At 61.4% G+C, this 23,210-nt stretch carries 10 protein-coding genes; 4 read left to right on the top strand and 6 right to left on the bottom strand.

Annotated elements, in window-relative coordinates; all coding sequences use genetic code 11:
- Nucleotides 1-14 precede the first annotated feature (14 nt).
- The 5 genes from QFX16_RS20520 to QFX16_RS20500 are packed head-to-tail and all read right to left on the bottom strand — an operon-like array spanning nt 15 to nt 6,291.
- Entirely contained in the window at nt 15-812 is a 798-nt protein-coding gene (locus QFX16_RS20520; RefSeq protein ID WP_283181123.1) for an enoyl-CoA hydratase/isomerase family protein, read from the bottom strand.
- Nucleotides 809-1,966 (bottom strand): citronellyl-CoA dehydrogenase, encoded by a 1,158-nt coding sequence (gene atuD / locus QFX16_RS20515; protein ID WP_283181122.1) that lies wholly within the window; start codon nt 1,964-1,966, stop codon nt 809-811. The genes QFX16_RS20520 and atuD overlap by 4 nt, the downstream gene beginning before the upstream one ends.
- 23 nt (nt 1,967-1,989) lie before the next feature.
- Nucleotides 1,990-3,606 carry a geranyl-CoA carboxylase subunit beta gene (gene atuC / locus QFX16_RS20510; protein ID WP_283181121.1) on the bottom strand — a complete coding sequence of 539 codons (1,617 nt, stop codon included), beginning with the start codon at nt 3,604-3,606 and terminating at the stop codon, nt 1,990-1,992.
- Between the two features lie 3 nt (nt 3,607-3,609).
- Nucleotides 3,610-4,494 (bottom strand): SDR family oxidoreductase, encoded by an 885-nt coding sequence (locus tag QFX16_RS20505; protein WP_283181120.1) that lies wholly within the window; start codon nt 4,492-4,494, stop codon nt 3,610-3,612.
- A gap of 12 nt (nt 4,495-4,506) precedes the next feature.
- Nucleotides 4,507-6,291 (bottom strand): acyclic terpene utilization AtuA family protein, encoded by a 1,785-nt coding sequence (locus tag QFX16_RS20500; RefSeq protein WP_283181119.1) that lies wholly within the window; start codon nt 6,289-6,291, stop codon nt 4,507-4,509.
- A gap of 190 nt (nt 6,292-6,481) precedes the next feature.
- Here QFX16_RS20500 and QFX16_RS20495 point away from each other — a divergent pair, with 190 nt between their 5' ends.
- The 3 genes from QFX16_RS20495 to QFX16_RS20485 all read left to right on the top strand — a co-directional run bounded on the left by QFX16_RS20495 (nt 6,482) and on the right by QFX16_RS20485 (nt 9,111).
- Nucleotides 6,482-7,108, top strand: coding sequence for a TetR/AcrR family transcriptional regulator (locus QFX16_RS20495; RefSeq protein ID WP_008145910.1), 627 nt, complete (start codon nt 6,482-6,484; stop codon nt 7,106-7,108).
- Nucleotides 7,109-7,202: 94 nt separating this feature from the next.
- Nucleotides 7,203-7,997 (top strand): substrate-binding periplasmic protein, encoded by a 795-nt coding sequence (locus QFX16_RS20490; protein ID WP_283181118.1) that lies wholly within the window; start codon nt 7,203-7,205, stop codon nt 7,995-7,997.
- A gap of 100 nt (nt 7,998-8,097) precedes the next feature.
- Nucleotides 8,098-9,111: a GNAT family N-acetyltransferase gene (locus QFX16_RS20485; RefSeq protein ID WP_283181117.1), complete on the top strand. Its 1,014-nt coding sequence runs from the start codon at nt 8,098-8,100 to the stop codon at nt 9,109-9,111.
- Nucleotides 9,112-9,245: 134 nt separating this feature from the next.
- Here the strand turns inward: QFX16_RS20485 and QFX16_RS20480 are convergent, their stop codons facing one another.
- Nucleotides 9,246-9,794 (bottom strand): RNA polymerase factor sigma-70, encoded by a 549-nt coding sequence (locus QFX16_RS20480; RefSeq protein WP_282380058.1) that lies wholly within the window; start codon nt 9,792-9,794, stop codon nt 9,246-9,248.
- A 384-nt stretch (nt 9,795-10,178) separates the two neighbouring features.
- Here QFX16_RS20480 and QFX16_RS20475 point away from each other — a divergent pair, with 384 nt between their 5' ends.
- Nucleotides 10,179-23,162, top strand: a complete 12,984-nt coding sequence (locus tag QFX16_RS20475; protein ID WP_283181116.1) for a non-ribosomal peptide synthetase — start codon at nt 10,179-10,181, stop codon at nt 23,160-23,162.
- The last annotated feature ends 48 nt before the right edge of the window (nt 23,163-23,210 follow it).

Genomic DNA, 23,210 nt, shown 5'->3' with positions numbered 1-23,210 from the left:
TGCCCGCGAAGCTTTTAAGAGGCCCAACCCGGTTTGCGTTTCTGCACGAAGGCCATGGTCCCCTCAATACCTTCAGCCCCGGTCACCGCCTCGCTGAACCAGTCGGCCGCTTCATCCAGCAACGCACTCGATGGCTGGCCGGCGCTCGCCAGCAACAGCTTTTTGGTCATCGCATTGGCCTCCGGCGCGCAGCACAATACGTGGGCCAGAATTTCATCGAGACGCTCGGCCAACGCTTGCGCGTCATGCTCGACAAAATGTACCAACCCCATGCGCCGTGCGTGTGTGCCATCGAAACGTGCCGCGGTCAGCGCCAGTCGGCGCGTCTGGGTCAGGCCGATGCGCTGCACCACGAACGGCGCGATTTGCGCAGGCAGCAGACCAAGGCTGGTTTCCGGCAGACCGAATTGCGCCTGGTGATCGGCCAAGGCGACGTCGCTGACGCAGGCCAGACCAAAACCACCGCCGAGCACCGCGCCTTGCAGCACCGTGATTACCACTTGTGGTGCGTGTTGCACCTCTTGCAGCAGCGCACCGAATGCGCGATTCAAGTCGCGATAGGCGCTCGGGCCTTGAGCGCGTGCGTTGGCCATGTCCTTGATGTCGCCTCCGGCGCAAAAATGCCCGCCCGCCCCCCCGATCACCAGCGCGCGAATGGCTCGGTCGTCACGCACCGCCGCCAGTACCGCACGCAGTTCGGCGACCATCTGCAAGCTCATGGCGTTGCGGCTTTCGGGGCGGTTGAGGGTTATGTGCAGGACACCGTTATGCGGTTCGAGCAGCAAGGTCTGGCAAACCGGTACGGTGCTCATTTCTTTTTCCCCGGCAGGATGCCCATGAGTTTGCAGATGATCCCCAGCATGATTTCGTCGGCGCCGCCGCCGATCGACACCAGCCGCACGTCACGGTAAGCGCGGGCCACCGGGTTGTCCCACATGAAGCCCATGCCGCCCCAATATTGCAGGCAGCTGTCGCTGACTTCCCGGCCCAGACGCCCGGCCTTGAGTTTGGCCATCGACGCCAGACGCGTGACGTCCTGGCCTTTGATGTATTGCTCGGTAGCCTGATAGACCAGTGCCCGCAGGCATTCGATTTCGGTTTGCAGTTCGGCCAGGCGGAAGTGGATGACCTGGTTATCGATCAGCGCACTGCCGAAGGTTTTGCGCTCCTTGCAGTACTCGATGGTGCTGTCGACGCAGTACTCCAGGCCCTTGATCATGTTCGCCGCGCCGAACAGTCGTTCCTCCTGGAACTGCAGCATCTGCATCATGAACCCCGCGCCTTCATGGCCGATGCGGTTGCGTTGCGGCACGCGCACGTTGTCGAAAAACACCTGAGCGGTTTCCGAGCTGCGCATGCCGAGCTTGTCCAGGTGCGAGCTGAGGCTGATGCCTGGCGTGTTCATCGGCACCATGATCAGCGACTTGTTGATGTGCGGTTTGTCGTCCGAGGTGTTGGCCAGCAGGCAGATGAAATCGGCGCTCGGCGAGTTGGTGATCCACATCTTGCTGCCGTTGATCACGTAGTCGTCGCCGTCCTTGCGGGCGGTGGTTTTCAAGCCGGCCACGTCGGAACCGGCACCGACTTCGGAAACACCGATGCAGCCGACCTGCTCGCCAGTGATCGCCGGTCGCAGGAATTCTTCACGCAGTTCATCGGAGCCGAAACGCGCCAACGCCGGGGTGCACATGTCGGTCTGCACACCGATGGACATCGGAATCCCGCCGCAGTGGATGGTGCCGAACTCTTCAGCCGCGACGATCGAATAGCTGTAATCGAGCCCCATCCCGCCAAACTTTTCCGGTTTGGAAATCCCCAGCAAGCCGAGGGCGCCGGCCTTGCGGAAGATCTCGTGGATCGGAAAGCGTCCAGCCTTTTCCCATGCCTCGACGTGAGGATTGATCTCGTGATCGACGAATTGGCGGACGGTGCGGCGCAGTGCTTCGTGTTCCTGGGTGAAGATCATTTTTATTGTTCTCCTTAGCGCCCTTAGAAACGGGCTACGCCAAAACTGTTGGTTTGCAGCGGCCGCACTTCAGCCTCATGACAGATATCCAGCAAGTACCCGAGCAAGGTCCGGGTATCCCGCGGATCAATCAACCCGTCGTCCCACAAACTGGCGCTGCCATAGAGCGCGGTGGACTGGCTGTCGAGTTTCTGCGCGGTGACCTGTTCCAGCATGTCGAGCATTTTCGGGTCGGGCACCAGACCGTCCTTGGCCTGTTTGGCCTCGGTGACGATCCGCAGCACTTTGCCGGCCTGGGCGCCGCCCATTACCGCCGTGCGGCTGTTGGGCCAGGCGAAAATGAAGCGCGGGTCGAGGCCGCGGCCGCACATCGCGTAGTTGCCGGCGCCGTAGGAGCCACCGACGACAATGGTCAGTTTAGGCACCCGGGCGTTGGCCACTGCTTGAATCATTTTCGCGCCGTGTTTGATCACGCCTTGCTGCTCCGACTCGGTGCCGACCATGAACCCGGTGGTGTTGTGAAAAAACAGCAGCGGCGTCTGGCTCTGGTCACAGAGCTGAATGAACTGCGCAGCCTTGCTCGCACCCTTCGGCGTGATCGGCCCATTGTTGCCAATGAACCCGCAGGCACGGCCTTGAATCTGCAAATGGCCGCAGACGGTTTGCTGATCGAACTCGCCCTTGAATTCGAGAAAGTTCGAGCCGTCGGCAATCCGCGCGATGATTTCGTGCACGTCGTAAGGTTTTTTCGCGTCGTCAGGAATCAGCCCGAGCAACTCGTCGATGGGGTAGAGCGGCTCTTCCCACCGACGTTCGGGTACCCATGGCAGCTGATCATTCCACGGTAACAGGCTGACAATCTCGCGCACCTGCCGCACGCCATCGGCATCGTTCTCGGCCAGGTATTCAGCAGTGCCGGCGATTTGCGCATGCATCTCGGCGCCGCCCAGTGCTTCATCGGTGGCGACTTCGCCGGTGGCAGCCTTGAGCAGCGGCGGGCCGGCCAGAAACAATTTGGCCTTGCCACGCACCACCACCACGTAATCCGACAACCCTGGCTGATAGGCGCCGCCCGCCGTGGCCGAGCCATGGACCACGGTGATTTGCGGCAGGCCCATGGCCGACATCCGCGCCTGATTGGCAAAACTGCGGGCGCCTTCGACGAAAATCTCCGCCGCGTAATTGAGGTTGGCGCCACCGCTTTCGGCCAGGGTAATGACCGGCAGTTTGTTCTCCATGGCGATCTGTTGCAGGCGCAGGGATTTTTTCAAACCGCTGGGGGAAATGGTCCCGCCCTTGATCGCACTGTTGTTTGCCACCACCAGCATCCGCACGCCGGACACATAACCGATCCCGGCGATCAATCCGCCGCCTGCGGAGCTGCCATCCTTGTCGTCATGCAGTTTGTAGCCGGCCAGGCTGGCCAGTTCGAGGAACGGGGCGCCAGGGTCCAGCAGCAGATTGAGGCGTTCGCGGGGCAACAATTGGCCGCGCTTGTCGAACCTGGGTTTGGCTTCGGCCGCCTTGTTCAGCAAGTTCTGTTCGAGCTGGCGGACGTGCTCGATGCCGACCAGCATCGCTGCGCGATTGCGGGCGAACTGTTCGCTGAACGGGTCCACTTGCGACTGAATCACCGGCATGGCTTATTCCTTATCCTTGAGGACGTCTGGACTGAGCACGTCTGGTAAGTACGCGCGGTGAAAACCGTTATACGACGTACTGATCTGCGCCTTGTGTATCGGCCAGGCGCGCCCGCCCAGGCTGGCAGCGCCGTCGATGCGCAAGGTGCTGCCACTGACAAACGCCGCGGCCGGGCTGAGCAGGAAAACGATCGCCGCGCTGACTTCCGATTCGGTGCCGATGCGTTTCAGCGGTACGTGCTCGCGCAACGTCGGGATCACCGCTTTGAACGCGCCTTCGTAGGTGTCCATGCCACTGGACGCGATCCAGCCCGGCGCCACGGCGTTGACCCGCACCCCGGCATAACCCCATTCGAACGCGGCGGTCTTGGTGAGGTTGTCCATGCCTGAACGCGCCGCGCCCGAGTGGCCCATGCCGGGCATGCCTCCCCACATGTCGGCGAGCATGTTGACGATGGCGCCGCCGTGCGTGCTCATGGACTGGTTGAACACTTCACGGGCCATCAGGAAGCCGCCCATCAGATTGGTGCGCAACACCGTGTCGAAGCCTTTTTGATTGATCGACGCCAGCGGCGACGGGTACTGCCCGCCGGCGTTGTTGACCAGACCGTGAATCGGTCCGTGCTTGCGGATCAACTCGCTGACCACATGCTTGACCGCTTCTTCCTCACGAATATCGCAGACCATCCAATCCGCCTTGCCGCCATCCTCGGCAATCTCGGCGGCGACGTTTTTCAGCTTGTCTGCCGTGCGCCCGAGCAGCAGGACATGGGCGCCGAGGGCCGCCAGTTCGTGAGCGGTGCAACGGCCGATGCCGCTGCCGCCACCGGTGACGATGATGTTTTGGCCTGCAAACAAATCGGCTTTGAAAATCGAATCGTAAGCCATGGCGACAGTCCTCTAGTTGACCTGGTCGGCGATGCGCTGAGGCACCGGTATCTGGATTTCCAGCAGTTGCTGGGCGAAGGCTTTGCCTTGCGGATCGATCCGCAGGCTGGCCACGCCACCGCCTCCCAGGGCGTTCTCCAGCAGAAAATTAAGGCTGTGGGTGCCCGGCAGGTACCAGCGTTCGACACGTCCGTGGATCGGGTCGAGGACGTGACTCATCCAGTCGACGATCACTTCCGGCGTCAAGGCTTCGGCAATCCACGGCAGGTACTCCGGCTCGCGAGCCATGACGCCGATGTTGCTGTGATTGCCCTTGTCACCGGAGCGCGCCACCGCAAGTTTGACCAGGGTCACGCTGGCATCGGCCCGGCCTGAGGGTTTCGGTGGGGCGCATGCCACAGGCAAGTCGGCGGTGTCGAGCACATCAACGGCGGGCAGGGCGCAGGGGTGGCGCTGGCCATTGAGATCAATTTCCAGCGTGCAGGCGGTTTTGTCGATAAGGAACGAGAACAGCCGGATCAGCGGATACACCGTCGGCCGTCCACCGACAATCCCGGTCAGTCCCGGCGCCATGCCGGTGGCGGCCTGGGCGATTTCCCGGGAGAACACAATCAATGCCTGTTTACCGGGATGGCGCACCGCGAGTTTGATCACCACTTCGCGGCTGTCCTGACGCTGACCGTGGGGGCCGTAAGTGGCCTCGCTGCCGAGCAGTTCGATGTTCACTTCGCTGTAGGGTGGCCAACCGTGCTGACTGAAGATTTCCGAGGTCTTGTTGATGATGGCTTCGCTGACTCGACGCGCCTTGTCGACCGCATCGATCCCGGCGATCAGGCAACTGGCGGTGCAGCGGAAACCGTCCGGGTACGTCGCGCTGACCTTGTACTGATCGGTCGGCGGCAAGCCTTTTGCGCCGTGCACCCGAACCGCGTTTTTGCCTTGTTGTACGAGTTTGACTTCAGTGAAGTCGCAGACCACGTCCGGCAGCAGATACGCCTGCGGGTTACCGGTTTCATACAGCATCTGCTCGCCGACCGTCAGCGATGTGACCAGCCCGCCGGAGCCTTCGGGTTTACTGACAATGAACTGGCTGTCGGCGCTGACTTCGACGATGGGGAAGCCGATGTGTTCGTAGTCGGGCACCTCGCGCCAATCGGTGAAGTTGCCGCCGGTGCATTGGGCGCCGCATTCGATGATGTGCCCGGCCAATGCGGCCTGGGCGAGTTTGTCGTAGTCGTGCCACGACCAGCCGAACTCATGCACCAGCGCGGCACTGACCACGGCGCTGTCGACCACGCGTCCGGTGATGACGATGTCGGCGCCCAGACGCAGGGCTTCGACGATGCCCGGTGCGCCGAGGTAGGCGTTGGTCGAGACACACATCGGCGGCAAGGGCGCGCCGCTGAACATTTCATGGATACCGCTCAGCTGTTTGAGTTGCGGCTGCAGGTCATCGCCCAGCAGCACGGCGATTTTCAGTGTTACCCCGGCCTTGTCGCAGGCCGCTTGCAGGGCGGCGGCGCAAGCTTGCGGGTTGACCCCGCCGGCGTTGCTGATGACGCGGATTTTCTGTTCGGCAAGTTGACCCAGCAGCGGGCTGAGGACTTCGATGAAGTCGCTGGCGTAACCGGCCTGGGGATCTTTCATCCGCGCGCCGGCCATGATCGACATCGTAATCTCGGCCAGATAATCGAAGACCAGATAATCCAGACGCCCACCTTCCACCAGTTGCGCGGCGGCGGTCGAGGTGTCGCCCCAGAAGGCACTGGCGCAACCGATGCGGATTGTTTTTGGCACAGTCAACTCCATAGCCACCTCCGATAGAAGTGCATCGAGACTACCAAGCAAGCGCTTGGTTTGTAAACGGCATAAATATCTTCTGCCCGAGCGCTTGCTTGGTCGCTCCGGCCAGCTTAAATTGCCCGCGCAACCCCGCAGTTTTAGCGGCGAGCGGCGTATTTGATTGATCGACTGTAGGAGAGAACGGGTGGACGAGCAAAAAGCCCTGAGGGTGATGCGCGAATTGGTCGACAGCGGCCAATTGACCGACCCGGACAGCGCCCGCGGCAAACTGCTGCAAGTGGCGGCTCACCTGTTCCGCAACAAAGGTTACGAACGCACCACCGTGCGCGATCTGGCCGGCGCCGTGGGGATTCAGTCAGGCAGCATTTTTCATCACTTCAAAAGCAAGGACGAGATCCTGCGGGCGGTGATGGAAGAAACCATTCGCTACAACACCGCGTTGATGCGTGCAGCCCTGGCAGAAGCCGGCAGTGTGCGCGAGCGGGTACTGGCACTGATTCGTTGTGAGTTGCAGTCGATCATGGGCGGCAGCGGCGAGGCCATGGCGGTGTTGGTGTATGAATGGCGCTCGCTGTCCGCAGACGGGCAGGCGCAGGTGCTGGCGCTGCGCGATATTTATGAAGAGCTCTGGCTTCAGGTGCTGGGCGAGGCCAAGGAGGCCGGTTTTATTCGCGGGGATGTGTTCATTACACGTCGTTTCCTGACCGGTGCGTTGTCCTGGACCACCACCTGGTTTCGCGCCGGCGGCAGCATGAGCCTCGATCAATTGGCCGATGAGGCATTGATTCTCGTGCTGGAAGAAAAGCAGTAGTTTTGTTTTGAATCAGAAGGAAACTGGCTAAGTGGCCGAAACCGCCTAGCTTGAATGCATTGATGCGTATTTTTTTGGGGAGTGGGTAGTTTTGATGTCTTCGCCAATCAGGATGGCCTCGCGGCTTTTGCTGGCATCGCTCGCGGCATTATGGGTATTGCCGTCCCAGGCTGCGCAATTGGTGCGGATCGGTGCCGCACACTTTCCGCCTTATACCGTGCGTCCGGAATCCGGTGCCGACACGGGCTTGCTGCCGCAACTGGCCGAGGCACTCAACGCCTTGCAAAGCGACTATCAGTTTGAGTTGGTGCCCACTTCCATTCCCCGGCGCTTCGGTGACTTCAAGCAAAATCGGGTGGATATGGCGATCTTCGAAAACCCCGACTGGGGCTGGAAGGACATCCCGCACACCACTGTCGACATGGGGCTGGAAGACGCCGAGATTTTTGTCGCACAACGCCAGGCAGGGCGGCAGCAAAGCTACTTTACCGACCTCACCGGCAAGCGTCTGGCGCTGTACAGTGGCTACCACTACGAATTCGCCAACTTCAACGCCGAGCCCGCATACCTCGCCAAGGAATACAACGCCACGTTGACCTATTCCCATGACAGCAACTTGCTGATGGTGCTGCGTGACCGCGCCGACATCGCGCTGGTCACGCGCTCTTACCTGAGCGACTACTTTTTGCGCAACGAGAAAGTCGCCAGTCAATTGCTGGTCTCCGAACGCATCGATCAGGTCTATCACCATTACGCCATTCTCCGGCCGACCGCCCCTATCAGCGGCGAGGCATTCGCCAAGTTGCTACAAGGGTTGCGGGACAACGGGCAGATGCTGAAGATTTTCGAACCGTACAAGATTGCGATCGTGCCGGTTGCGCGCAACTGAGATTGCACCGCAGGTCGCGTATCGACTGACTTCTCTTAAATTTCCCGCCTCGGCTCACGTCCCATCGTTGAACTGTCGACGATTATCGTGAGCCCGACCCATGCCCAATCTGAATGTCCTGACTGCCCTGGCCTTGCCGACGCGCAGCCGTCTTGTAGCTGATGAAACCGAAAGCCGTCTGAGTCTCAGCCTGGAAACGCAGCCACTGATCACGCTGCGCCTGAAGCGCGAGCCGGAATTGCTGGTGCAGGTAGAGGAGCGCTTCGATCACGCCGATGATCAGTCCATCCGTGCAGCCTGTTATTGGTTGTTTGCCCGTGACCCGGCCTGCCAGCGCCTGACCTGGCATCTCGATGAAGCCCCCACCGAAGCATTGCTCAGCGGGTTGCTGATCCCTGACGAAATCGGCGGCCAGTATCGTTGCGAACGCACGCTGTTCTGGCAGTTGCCTCAGCCTTGGCTGGGTGCGTCACTGACATCGAGTTATCCGCAGCAAATGGTCATCAGTGGCGGCAAGCGTCATCCGCTGCGCCCGGTGAAACCGCGTGGTGAAGTCTATCGGCGTTTTGATGCGCGCCTCGGTGCCTGGATTTCCCTGCGCACGGTGGACATCGACCTGGACCTGGCGCGTTTCAATCGTTGGCAGAACAGCCCGCGCGTGGCGAGTTTCTGGCAGGAGGAGGGCAGCCTCGAGCAGCATCACGAGTACCTGAGCAAGCTTGAAGCCGATCCCCATACCCTGACGCTGATCGGTTGTTTCGATGATCAGCCGTTCGCCTACTTTGAAGCCTATTGGGCCAAGGAAGATCGCATCGCGCCGTTCTATGACGCCGGCGATTACGACCGCGGTATTCACATGTTGGTGGGTGAGGAAAATCACCGTGGCCCGCACAAGGTGGCGAGCTGGTTATCGGCGTTGACGCATTACCTGTTTCTCGACGATCCACGCACTCAGCGAGTGGTTGCCGAACCTCGCGCCGACAACGCGAAGATGATCGGGCATATGCAGAGCCAGGGTTTCCACTGCGAAAAAGCGTTCGACTTCCCGCACAAGCGCGCGGCGCTGATGGTGCTGGGGCGTGAGCGGTTTTTTGATCGGTGTGCGTTGGCTTGATGCATACGGCTCAAGGTCTGTTTCGGTCTTGAGTCAGCCTTCGCGAGCAGGCTCGCTCCCACATTTGATCTGTGTTCACAGGACCAATGTGGGAGCGAGCCTGCTCGCGAAGGGGGCGACGCAGATTTCAGATCTTAGCGACGAGCAAAGGTATCCACACGACTGCCCGACACCTTGCGGCAGTGCACCAGCGCATCGCGAATCATGAAGTTCACCAGGGTCGGCGAGACGCCAAGCTCCTTGGCGATGTCCTTTTGCGGCACGCCGTGCAGGCGATACATCTCGAAGGCGTAGCGGGTGCGGCTGGGCAGCTCGGTCAGCGCGTCGGCAATGTTTTCCAGCGTCGAGAAGTTGATGTGCGAGGTTTCCGGCGAAGCACCTTGAATCACCACATTCAGGCCTTCCTCTTCAGGGCCCGAATACTTCTGCTCCAGCGCCTGTTTGCGGTAGTGATCGATCGCCAGGTTGCGCACGATCTGGAACAGGTAGCTGAGCTGAGCCTTGAATGAGGACGTGATCTGCGGCGCTGATTGCAGCCGGAAGAACGCATCCTGGACCACGTCTTCAGCACGCGACCGGCAGCCGGTAATGCGGGCTGCGATCTTGACCAGAATCAGTCGATTGTCGACGAATGCCTGAAGTAGCGGTGAATCGCACCTGCCTGTGGACATTTGTTCCGTCATGGAAATCACCTTGCTGCAAATAGGTTAGTGGGACGGCAAGCGGGGCTGAGCCGTCCTACACATCGAGCGACAAATTATTCTTAATGATAATGATTGTCAAATGAGAAGGAGAACTAATGCTTGGCAAAGGTGCAGAGTGAGAACTGCGACACGCTGACGCGCCCGCTTGCGGCACCGCAGCCCCATTGGCGATCTGGCCTTCCGACTAATTATTTCAAGACGTCAACCGTTCTCATTGGTGAATGGTTCCGGGTAGCGGCTGCGGCCAAAACAGCATTCCCAAGCTTTGCGCGGTCGGCGAAGACCGCGTGCTGCACGCCCTCCAAGGGGCGTGACGTCAGAAAACCGATTTCACTTGCAAGCCGAATTCAGGCAGGAAACCTCATGATCGACGCGTTCGAACTCCCCAGCACACTGGTCCAAGCCCTTCAGCGCCGAGCGGCTCTGACGCCGGATCGGGTGGCCTTGCGTTTTCTCGCCGAAACCCAGGATCAGGCTGTGGTGCTCAGTTATCGCGAGCTGGATCAGCGGGCGCGGACCATTGCTGGCGCGTTGCAGGCTGAGGCTGCGTTTGGCGATCGCGCGGTGCTGCTGTTTCCCAGCGGCCCGGATTACGTCGCGGCGTTCTTCGGCTGCCTGTACGCCGGAGTGATCGCGGTGCCGGCCTATCCGCCGGAGTCGGCTCGTCGTCATCATCAGGAGCGTTTGCTGTCGATCATTAGCGATGCCGAACCGCGTCTGCTGCTGACCAGCGCCGGTCTGCGCGATGCGTTGCAGCAAATAGAGGGTGCGCCACCGTTGCTGTGTGTCGACACGCTCGACAGCTCCCTGGCTGAACGTTGGGTGACGCCGAACCTTGCAGACGACCACATCGCGTTCCTGCAATACACCTCCGGCTCCACCGCGTTGCCGAAAGGGGTGCAAGTCAGCCACGGCAACCTGGTGGCTAACGAACTGCTGATTCGCCACGGCTTCGGCATCGATCTGAATCCTGACGACGTGATCGTCAGTTGGCTGCCGCTTTACCACGACATGGGCCTGATTGGCGGTCTGTTGCAGCCGATTTTCAGCGGTGTGCCGTGCGTGTTGATGTCGCCGGCGTATTTCCTCGGCCGGCCGTTGCGCTGGCTGGAAGCGATCAGCGAGTACGGCGGCACCATCAGCGGCGGGCCGGACTTTGCCTATCGGTTGTGCAGTGAGCGGGTCAGTGAATCGGCCCTGGAGCGCCTCGACCTGAGTGGCTGGCGCGTGGCGTATTCCGGTTCCGAACCGATTCGCCTCGATACGCTGGAACGCTTCGCCGAGAAGTTCGCGGCCTGCGGTTTCACCCAAGACAGTTTCATGGCGTCCTACGGGTTGGCCGAAGCGACACTGTTCGTGGCCGGCAGCCCTCGCGGCCAGGGCATTGGCAACCTGCGCGTGGACGATCAAGCCCTGGCACAAAACCGTGCGGAGCCAGGCGAGGGCAGCGCGATCATGAGTTGCGGTATCAGTCAGCCGGATCACGCGGCGCTGATTGTCGATCCAACAGCTCTTAACGAGTTGACTGACAACACGGTCGGCGAAGTCTGGGCCGCCGGGCCGAGCATCGCCCACGGCTATTGGCGCAACCCCGAGGCCAGCGCCAAAATCTTCGTTCAGCACGCTGGCCGTACCTGGCTGCGAACCGGCGATCTGGGCTTTATGCGCAACGGTGAACTGTTCATCACCGGACGCTTGAAAGACATGCTGATCGTCCGTGGCCACAACCTTTATCCGCAAGACATCGAACAGACCATCGAACGCGAAGTGGAGGTGGTGCGCAAAGGTCGTGTCGCCGCTTTTGCCGTGAACATCGAGGGTCAGGAAGGCATCGGCATTGCGGCGGAAATCAGCCGCAGCGTGCAAAAGATCCTCCCGCCCGACGCCCTGATCAAAGCCATCCGCCAAGCTGTGGCCGAGGCGTATCAGGAAGCGCCAAACGTAGTGGTGCTGCTCAATCCGGGCGCGTTGCCCAAGACCTCCAGCGGCAAATTGCAACGCTCGGCATGCCGCAATCGTCTGGCGGACGGCAGCCTCGACAGCTATGCGCTGTTCCCGTCGGCAGACATCGAAAGTAAATCCGCGACTGAATCAGGTTCCGAACTGCAAACCCTGATCGGCCAAATCTGGTGCGAGCAGCTGAGCGTCAAACAGGTCAGCGCCGACGATCACTTCTTCCTGCTGGGCGGCAACTCCATCGCCGCCACTCAGGTGGTCGCGCGTCTGCGCGAAGCACTCGGTCTGGAGCTGAACCTGCGCCTGCTGTTTGAAGCGCCGACCCTTGGCGCGTTTGCTGTCGCGGTGGCTCAGCAACAGCAGGACGGCGGACTCGCCCAAGGCGCGATCATCCCGCTGTCGCGCACCGAAGCCATACCGCAATCGCTGGCGCAAAACCGTCTGTGGATCACCTGGCAACTCGCCCTGCAAAGCAGCGCCTACAACATTCCCGGCGCCTTGCGCCTGCGCGGCGAACTGGATGAAGACGCCTTGCGCGCCAGTTTCCAACAGCTGATCGAGCGTCACGAATCCCTGCGTACGCGGTTCTTCGAACGTGATGGTGTGGCGCTGCAACAGGTCGATGCAGCGAGCGAATTTAACCTGCAACTCATCGATATCAGTGACCTGCCGGTTGCCGAGCGTGAAGTCCGTGCGCAACAAATCCGAGAAGACGAAGCCCGTACTCAATTCGATCTGGAGAAAGGCCCACTGCTGTGGGTGACTCTGGTGCGCCTCGATGAAGAGGACCATCAACTGTTGGTGACGATGCACCACATCATCGCCGACGGTTGGTCGCTGAACGTGCTGATCGACGAGTTCTCGCGTCTGTACGCCGCTGCGTCCCAAGGGCAACAAGCAACGCTCGCGGCATTGCCCACGCAATACGCCGATTACGGCAGCTGGCAGCGTCAATGGCTGGCGCAAGGGGAGGGCGAGCGTCAGCTGGCTTACTGGAAAGCGCAATTGGGCGATGAGCATCCAACCCTGAGCCTGGCGACCGACCATCCGCGTTCGGCGCACCCCATTCACACGGCTGCCCGCCATTCTGTGAAGCTGGGCGCGACCCTGAGCGATGCCATTCGCCAGACCGCCCAGGCCCATGAATCCACTTCGTTCATGCTGTTGCTCGCCGCGTTCCAGAGCCTGCTGCACCGCTACAGCGGCCAACGCGACATCCGCATCGGCGTACCTAACGCCAACCGTCCACGTCTGGAAACCCAAGGGCTGATCGGCTTCTTCATCAACACCCAGGTGCTGCGCGCCGAGTTGGATTCGCAGCTGCCATTCGCTGAGCTGCTGGTACAAACCCGTCGGGCAGCGTTGGACGCACAAGCGCATCAGGATCTGCCGTTCGAACAATTGCTCGAAGCCTTCCCGCAAGCCCGCGAACAAGGTTTGTTCCAGGTCATGTTCAACCATCAGCAACGGGATTTGAGCGCACTGCGTCGCCTGCCTGGGCTGCTGGCCGAAGAGCTGCCATGGCACAGCCGCGAAGCCAAGTTCGACCTGCAATTGCACAGCGAGGAAGACCAAAAGGGTCGCCTCAGTCTGTCCTTCGACTACGCCAGCGAACTGTTCGACGTGGCGACCATCGAGCGTCTGGCCGAGCATTTCAGCAACCTGCTGCGAGCCGTTTGCGAGCAACCGAAAACTGCGATCGGCGACCTTCCACTGCTGACCCCGAGTGAGCACGATCAGCAAACATCGTGGAGCGCCGCACCGTGTACGTCGGCCAGCGTTTGGCTGCCGGAACTGCTAAACGAACAGGCTCGCCTGACCCCTGAGCGCACTGCGCTGATGTGGGACGGTGGCGCCATGGATTTTGCTGAACTGCACACCCAAGCCAACCGCCTGGCCCATTACCTGCGGGACAAAGGCGTCGGCCCGGACGTCTGCGTGGCCATCGCCGCCGAGCGTTCGCCGCAGTTACTGATCGGCCTGCTGGCGATCATCAAGGCCGGTGGCGCCTACGTGCCGCTGGACCCGGATTACCCGGCCGAACGCCTGGCCTACATGCTCAGCGACAGCGGCGTCGAGTTGCTGCTGACCCAAACCCAATTACTCGAGCGCTTGCCGGCCACCGATGGCGTCAGCGTGATCGCCATGGACGCCTTGCATCTGGAGAGCTGGCCGAGCCACGCACCGGGCCTGCACTTGCACGGCGACAACCTGGCATACGTGATTTACACCTCCGGTTCCACCGGCCAGCCGAAGGGTGTCGGCAACACCCACGCAGCCCTCGCCGAGCGCCTGCAATGGATGCAGAACACCTATCGTTTGAACGACACCGACGTGCTGATGCAAAAGGCGCCGATCAGTTTCGACGTGTCGGTGTGGGAGTGCTTCTGGCCGCTGATTACAGGTGCGCGTTTGCTGATTGTCGGCCCCGGCGAACACCGCGATCCGCACCGCATCGCGCAACGGGTTCAGCAATTCGGCGTGACCACGTTGCACTTCGTACCGCCGCTGCTTTCGTTGTTCATCGACGAACCGCTGACCGCCGAGTGCACCAGCTTGCGCCGCGTATTCTCCGGCGGCGAAGCCTTGCCCGCCGAACTGCGCAACCGCGTGCTGGAACAACTGCCAGCCGTGCAATTGCACAACCGCTACGGCCCGACCGAAACCGCGATCAACGTCACTCATTGGCACTGCACAACGGCCGATGGCGAACGCTCGCCGATTGGTCGTCCGCTGGGCAATGTGCTGTGCCGCGTGCTCGATGAGTCACTCAATCCCGTGCCGGCTGGTGTGCCGGGCGAGCTGTGCATCAGTGGCATCGGTTTGGCCCGAGGTTATTTGGGTCGTCCGGGCCTGACTGCAGAACGTTTTGTCGTTGATCCATTGGGCGAGCAGGGTGCGCGTCTGTACCGCACCGGTGACCGCGCGCGCTGGACCGCCAACGGCGTGATCGAATACCTCGGCCGTCTCGATCAGCAGGTCAAACTGCGTGGCTTCCGTGTCGAGCCGGAAGAAATCGAAGCGCGTCTGCTGGCTCAGGAGGGCGTCGCTCAAGCCGTGGTGCTGGTGCGCGAAACGGCGGCCGGTGGGCAGTTGATCGGTTACTACACCGCAACCGATTCCACAGAAGATGTTGATGCTCAAACCGCCCGCCTGAAAGCTGCGCTGGCCGCCGAGTTGCCGGAATACATGGTTCCAGCGCAACTCATGCGCCTGGAAGAAATGCCCCTGAGCCCAAGCGGAAAACTCGATCGTCGCGCCTTGCCGGAACCCCAGAGGCAAGTCCGCGAACACGTCGAGCCGGTCACTGCCCTCGAGCAACAAATCGCCGGCATCTGGCGCGAAGTGCTGGGCCAAACACAGATCGGCCTGCGTGACGATTTCTTCGCTCTCGGCGGCCATTCCTTGCTGGCCACGCAAATCATTTCCCGCACCCGTCAGGCCTGCGACGTCGAGTTGCCGCTGCGCGCGCTGTTCGAAAACAGTGAACTGGGCGCGTTTGCCGAACAGGTTCAACTGATCCAGGCCAGCGGCAAAACCAACCAGCAGCCGCCGATCGAGAAAGTCGACCGCAGCCAACCGGTGCCGCTGTCCTATTCCCAGCAGCGCATGTGGTTCCTCTGGCAGATGGAGCCGGACAGCCCGGCCTACAACGTTGGCGGCATGGCGCGGTTGCGCGGGGTGCTCGATGTCAGGCGCTTCGAAGCCGCATTGCAAGCACTGATCATGCGTCATGAAACCCTGCGCACCACGTTCCCGAGTATCGATGGCGTGGCCCGGCAGCAGGTTCACCCGCAAACCGGGATGCGCATGGACTGGAGGGATTTCACCGCGCTGGATGCCGATGGCCGCGAGTGGGCGGTGCAGCAACTGGCCGACGACGAAGCCCATACATCGTTCGATCTGGAAACCGGACCCCTGCTGCGCGCCTGCATGGTCAAGACCGCCGAGCACGAACACTACCTGGTGCTGACCCTGCACCACATCGTCACCGAAGGTTGGGCGATGGACATCTTCGCCCGAGAGCTGAGCGCGCTTTACGAAGCCTTTGTCGATGACCGTGAATCGCCGCTGCAACCGCTGCCGGTGCAATACCTGGATTACAGCGTCTGGCAGCGACAGTGGCTGGAATCCGGCGAGCGTCAGCGCCAACTCGACTACTGGACCGCGCAACTGGGCCGCGAACATCCGCTGCTGGAATTGCCCGCCGACCGTCCGCGTCCACCGGTGCAAAGCCATCAGGGCGAACTGTTCCGTTTCGACCTGAGTGATGATCTTGCCGCGCGCGTTCGTGCCTTCAATGCACAAAACGGTCTGACCCTGTTCATGACCATGACCGCCGCGCTGGCCGTGCTGCTTTACCGCTACAGCGGCCAGACCGACCTGCGCATCGGCGCGCCCGTGGCCAACCGGATTCGTCCGGAAAGCGAAGGGCTGATCGGTGCGTTCCTCAACACCCAGGTGCTGCGTTGCCAGCTCGACGGGCAGATGTCCGTTAGCGAATTGTTCGAGCAGGTTCGCCATACCGTGATCGAAGGCCAGTCCCATCAGGACCTGCCGTTCGATCACTTGGTGGAGGCTTTGCAGCCACCGCGCAGCGCCGCTTACAACCCGTTGTTCCAGGTGATGTGCAACGTGCAGCGCTGGGAATTCCAGCAGAGCCGCACGCTCGCCGGCATGACCGTCGAATACCTGGCCAACGATGCGCGAGCGACCAAGTTCGACCTCAACCTGGAAGTCACCGACCTCGACCATCGCCTGGGTTGCTGCCTGACCTACAGCACCGATCTGTTCGATGAACCGCGCATTGCACGGATGGCTGGACATTGGCGCAACCTGCTGGAAGCGCTGCTGGCCAATCCGCAGCAGCGCCTCAGTGAGCTGCCGCTGCTGGAAGCCACCGAACAGCAAAAGCTGCTCGACAGCCTCGGCGTCGAGCCGGGCGAACATCGCCTCGACCAGTGCATTCATCACCTGTTCAGCGAGCAGGCGCTGGCGCGCAAAGATGCGCCAGCATTGACCTTCGCCGGGCAAACCCTGAGCTACGCCGAGCTCGACAGCCGCGCCAATCGCCTGGCCTGGATGCTTCGTGAACGTGGCGTTGGGCCGCAGGTTCGGGTGGGTCTTGCACTTGAGCGTTCGCTGGACATGGTCGTCGGCCTGTTGGCGATCCTCAAGGCGGGCGGCGCCTACGTGCCGCTGGACCCGGAATACCCGCTGGATCGTTTGCACTACATGATCGAAGACAGCGGCATCGGTCTGCTGCTCAGCGATGCGGCAACGTTCGACGCGCTCGGCGAACTGCCGGCAACTGTCGCTCGTTGGTGCCTGGAGGAGGACGCAGTAGAACTGGCCAATTACCCGGCCACCGAGCTGCCGTTTATCAGCCTGCCGCAGCATCAGGCGTACCTGATTTACACCTCGGGCTCTACCGGAAAACCGAAAGGCGTGGTGGTGTCCCACGGTGAAATCGCCATGCATTGCCAAGCGGTCATTGACCGTTTCGGCATGCGCCCGGACGATTGCGAACTGCATTTCTATTCCATCAACTTCGATGCGGCCACCGAGCGTTTGCTGGTGCCTCTGTTGAGTGGTGCTCAGGTTGTGTTGCGAGCACAGGGCCAGTGGGACGCGGAAGAAATCTGCGGACTGATTCGCCGTCACAACATCAACATCCTTGGCTTCACCCCGAGCTACGGCAGCCAATTGGCGCAGTGGCTGGCGACTCAGGGAGAAATCTTGCCGGTGCGCATGTGCATCACCGGTGGTGAAGCACTGACCGGCGAACACCTAGCGCGAATTCGTGCGGCGTTCAAGCCGAGCCTGTTTTTCAACGCCTACGGCCCGACCGAAACCGTGGTCATGCCGCTTGCCAGTCTGGCGCCCGAGCAATTGGAAGAAGGCTTGGGCAGCGTGCCGATCGGCAGTGTGATTGGCGCGCGCGTTGCCTACATCCTCGACGCTGATCTGGCGTTGGTGCCGCAAGGCGCGACCGGCGAGTTGTACGTCGGCGGCGCCGGTCTGGCGCAGGGTTATCACCAGCGTCCGGGTATGACGGCCGAGCGGTTTGTCGCCGATCCTTTTGCTGCCAACGGCGGGCGTCTGTACCGCACCGGCGATCTGGTGCGCCAGCGCGCCGATGGTCTGGTGGAATACCTCGGACGTATTGACCATCAGGTGAAGATTCGTGGTTTCCGCATCGAGTTGGGCGAAATCGAAACCCGTCTGCTGGAACATGAATCGATCCGTGAAGCCGTGGTGCTGGCGCTGGATGCCCCGAGCGGTAAACAACTGGTCGGCTATTTAATGACTGAAGTCGCCGAGCAGGATGAAGCGCGACAACACACTCTGCGAGAAGCGTTGAAGGCACATCTCAAATCCCAGCTGCCGGATTACATGGTGCCAACGCATTTGATCCTGCTGGCCAGCATGCCGCTGACCGCCAACGGCAAACTCGACCGCCGCGCATTGCCGGCACCGGACCCGGAGCTGAACCGTCAGCAGTACGTGGCACCTAGCAACGAGCTTGAACTGACGCTGGCCGGCATCTGGTGCGAAGTGCTGAACGTTCTGCAGGTCGGCCTCAACGACAACTTCTTCGAACTGGGCGGCGACTCGATTCTGTCGATTCAGGTGGTCAGCCGTGCGCGGCAGCAGGGCATTCACTTCAGTCCGCGTGACCTGTTCCAGCACCAGACTGTACAGACCCTGGCCGCCGTGGCGACCCGCACCGAGCAGATCACCGCCGAACAAGGTTTGCTGACCGGCGAATCGCGTCTGACGCCGATTCAACACTGGTTCTTCGACACCGACATCCCCCAGCGCCAACACTGGAACCAGGCGTTGCTGCTGGAACCGACCGTGGCGCTGGAACCTCATCGTCTGGAGCAAGCGCTGCTGGCAGTGATCGAACAGCACGACGCCTTGCGTTTGCGTTTCACCGAAGTCGCTGGTCAATGGCAGGCCGAGCACCAAGCGGTTTCCGACGCGCCGGTATTGTGGCAAGTGCGCGTTTCGTCCATGGACAAATGTGCGGCACTGTTCGCCGATGCCCAGCGCAGCCTCGACCTCGAAGCGGGGCCGTTGATGCGGGCGCTGCTGGTCGACGGTCCCGAGGGCCAACAGCGGCTGTTCATCGCCATTCACCACCTGGTGGTGGACGGCGTTTCGTGGCGGGTGCTGCTGGACGATTTGCAAACGGTGTATCGCCAACTGGACGCGGGGCAGTCGGCAAAACTGCCGGCAAAAACCAGTGCTTTCAAGGACTGGGCGGCACGTTTGCAAGCGTATGCCGGCAGCGAATCCCTGCGTGAAGAACTGAGTTGGTGGCAGTCGCAACTGGCCGGTGAAAGCGCCGAATTGCCGTGTGATCGCCCCGAGGGTGGCCGGCAGAATCGTCATGCGCAAACTGTCAGCGTGCGCCTTGATATCGAGCGCACTCGCCAACTGCTGCAACAGGCACCGAGCGCCTATCGCACCCAGGTCAACGACTTGCTGCTGACCGCATTGGCCCGCGTGCTGTGCCGCTGGAGCGGTCGCGAATCGGCGCTGATTCAACTCGAAGGCCACGGCCGTGAAACGCTGTTCGACGAGATCGACCTGACCAGAACCGTCGGCTGGTTCACCAGCGCGTATCCGCTGCGGCTGATGCCAGCGGATGGGCAGGGCGACTCGATCAAGGCGATCAAGGAACAACTGCGCGCGGTGCCGCACAAAGGTCTGGGTTATGGCGTGCTGCGTTATCTCGCCGATGACTCGACCCGGCAGACCATGGCTGCCTTGCCGGTGGCGCCAATCACCTTCAACTACCTCGGTCAATTCGACCAGAGCTTCGGCGCGGACGCCTTGTTCCGTCCTCTCGATGAAGCAGTCGGTGCGGCCCATGATCCTTGCGCGCCGTTGCCCAATGAGCTGAGCGTCGACAGTCAGGTCTATGGCGGTGAGTTGGTGCTGCGTTGGACCTTCAGCGCCGAACGTCACGACTCGCAGACCATCACCGACCTGGCGGACGCCTATCTCGGCGAATTGCAGAGCCTGATCGAGCATTGCCTGCGCGACGATGCGGGCGGCCTGACGCCGTCGGACTTTCCGTTGGCGAAACTGACCCAGCCACAACTCGACGCGTTGCCCATCCCGGCCGCTGCCATCGAAGACGTCTACCCGCTGACCCCGATGCAGGAAGGCATGCTGCTGCACACTTTGCTGGAACCGGGCACCGGCCTCTACTACATGCAGGATCGCTACCGCATCAACAGCGAGCTCGACCCGCAGCGTTTCGCCCAGGCCTGGCAAGCGCTGATCGCCCGTCACGAAGCCCTGCGCGCGTCGTTCTGCTGGAACGTCGGCGAAGACATGCTGCAAGTTATCCACAAGCCGGGCAGCACGCCAATCGAGTATCTGGACTGGACCGCAATCGCCGAAGCCGAGCAGGAGCCGAAGTTGCAGGCGTTGCTCAAAAGCGAGCGCGAGGCCGGGTTCGATCTGCTCAATCAGGCACCGTTCCACCTGCGCCTGATCCGGGTGGGCGCGGCGCGCTACTGGTTCATGATGAGCAACCACCACATCCTCATCGATGCCTGGTGCCGTTCGCTGCTGATGAACGATTTCTTCGAAATCTACACCGCCCTCGGCGAAGGCCGGGACGCGCAGCTTGGGCTTGTGTCGCGTTATCGCGACTACATCGGCTGGCTGCAACGCCAGAGCCTGGCCGAGGCGCGGCAGTGGTGGAAAACCAACCTGCAAGGCTTCGAGCGGACCACGCCGATCCCGAGCGACCGGCCATTCCTGCGTGAACATGCCGGCGAAAGCGGCGGCATGACCGTCGGCGACCGCTACACACGGCTCGATGCTCGTGACGGTGCGCAACTGCGCGAACTGGCTCAGGCGCATCAACTGACCATCAACACTTTTGCCCAAGCGGCGTGGGCGTTGGTGCTGCGCCGTTTGAGCGGTGATCGCGACGTGCTGTTTGGTGTCACGGTGGCCGGGCGTCCGGTGGATATGCCGGAGATGCAACGCACGGTCGGGCTGTTCATCAACAGCATCGCGCTGCGGGTGAAAATGCCGGAAGACGATCAGCGTTGCAGCGTTCGTCAATGGCTCAGTGGCTTGCTCGACAGCAACATGCAACTGCGCGAGTACGAGTACCTGCCGCTGGTGAGCATCCAGGAAAACAGCGAGCTGCCCAAGGGCCAGCCGTTGTTTGACAGCCTGTTTGTGTTCGAAAACGCCCCGGTGGAAGTCTCGGTGCTGGACCGTGCGCAAAGCCTCAACGCGACCTCGGATTCGGGCCGAACCCACACCAACTTCCCGCTGACGGCGGTCTGCTACCCGGGCGATGACCTGGGCTTGCACCTGTCTTACGACCAGCGTTATTTCGATGAGTCGACCGTCGAGCGCATGCTCGGCGAGTTCAAGCGGTTGCTGCTGGCGCTGGTCGAAGGTTTCCACGGCGACATGGCCGATCTGCCGCTGCTGGGTGCCGAGGAGCAAGATTTCCTGATTCACGGCTGCAACCAGAGCGAACACGATTACCCGCTGGAGCAGAGTTATGTCTCATTGTTTGAAGCGCAGGTTGCTCGGCATCCACAGCGCATTGCCGCCAGTTGCCTCGATCAGCAGCACAGCTACCTTGAGCTGAATGAGCGCAGTAACCGTCTCGGTCACGCCTTGATCGCCGCTGGCGTGAGGCTGGATCAACCGGTGGCGTTGCTGGCTGAACGTAACCTCGATCTGCTGGGCATGATCATCGGCAGCTTCAAGGCTGGCGCGGGTTATTTGCCGCTGGATCCGGGGCTGCCGAGTCAGCGTCTGAGTCGGATTATCGACCTGAGCCGCACGCCGTTGCTGGTGTGTTCTCAGGCCTGCCGCGAGCAAGCGCTGGCGCTGCTGGATGAGTTCGGTTGCGCCAGCCGGCCCACGTTGTTGGTCTGGGAAGAGGTGCAAGCGAGCGATGTTTCGGTTGCGAATCCGGGCATCTACAGCGGCCCGGACAACCTCGCCTACGTGATCTACACCTCGGGTTCGACCGGCCTGCCGAAAGGCGTGATGGTCGAACAGCGCGGCATGCTCAACAACCAGTTGAGCAAGGTGCCTTACCTGAACTTGAGCGATGCCGATGTGATCGCCCAGACCGCCTCGCAAAGTTTCGATATTTCGGTCTGGCAGTTCCTCGCCGCACCGCTGTTCGGTGCTCGGGTGGACATCGTGCCAAACACCATCGCCCATGATCCGCAAGGGTTGCTGGCGCATGTGTCGGCCCAGGGCATCACCGTGCTGGAAAGCGTGCCGTCGCTGATTCAGGGCATGCTCGCCCAGGAACGCATGAGCCTCGACGGCTTGCGCTGGATGCTGCCGACCGGTGAGGCAATGCCGCCGGAGCTGGCGCACCAGTGGCTGCTGCGCTACCCGGAGATCGGGCTGGTGAATGCTTACGGCCCGGCGGAATGCTCGGATGACGTGGCGTTCTTCCGCGTCGACATGGCGTCGACGCGTGGCAGCTATTTGCCGATCGGTACGCCGACCGACAACAACCGCTTGTACCTGCTCGATGGCGCGCTGGAACTGGTGCCGCTGGGTGCGGTGGGCGAGTTATGCGTCGCGGGTACCGGTGTCGGCCGTGGCTACGTCAGTGATCCGTTGCGCACCGCTCAAGTGTTTGTCCCGAACCCGTTTGGTGAACCGGGGGATCGTCTGTATCGCACCGGCGATCTGGCCCGTCGTCGCAGTGACGGCGTGCTGGAATACGTCGGGCGGATCGACCATCAAGTGAAGATCCGCGGCTACCGCATCGAACTGGGTGAAATCGAAGCGCGTCTGCATGAGCAACCGCAAGTGCGCGAAGCGGCGGTCGGTGTACAGGAAGGCGTCAACGGCAAACATCTGGTCGGCTATTTGGTAGCGGCTGATTCTTTGATCAATCCAACCGAGCGACTGGAACGCATCAAGCAACGCCTGCGCGCTGAACTGCCGGAATACATGGTTCCGCTGCACTGGCTATGGCTGGATCGCATGCCGCTCAACGCCAACGGCAAGCTTGATCGCAAGGCTTTGCCGGCGCTGGAAATCGGCCAGTTGCAGAGTCAGGACTATCAGGCGCCGCGCAATGAACTGGAGCAGACGCTGGCGGATATCTGGGCCGAGGTGCTGAAGGTCGAGAAGGTCGGTGTTCGCGACAACTTCTTCGAGCTGGGCGGGCATTCATTGCTGGCGACGCAGATCGCTTCGCGGGTGCAGAAAGCCCTGCAACGTGATGTGCCGCTGCGGGCGATGTTCGAATGCAGCACGGTGGCGGTATTGGCCGAATACATCGACGGATTGGCGGCGAGCGACATCACCGAGGAGAAGGTGGATCGTCTTAATGATCTGATGGCGGAGCTGGAGGGGCTTTGATTCTCTAGCGTCTGTAAGGGACTCTGCACGAGCAAGCCCACACACACA

This window comes from Pseudomonas svalbardensis, from assembly GCF_030053115.1.
In the GTDB taxonomy this organism is placed as follows: domain Bacteria; phylum Pseudomonadota; class Gammaproteobacteria; order Pseudomonadales; family Pseudomonadaceae; genus Aquipseudomonas; species Aquipseudomonas svalbardensis.
This window is presented reverse-complemented; position numbering and strand designations above follow the sequence as displayed.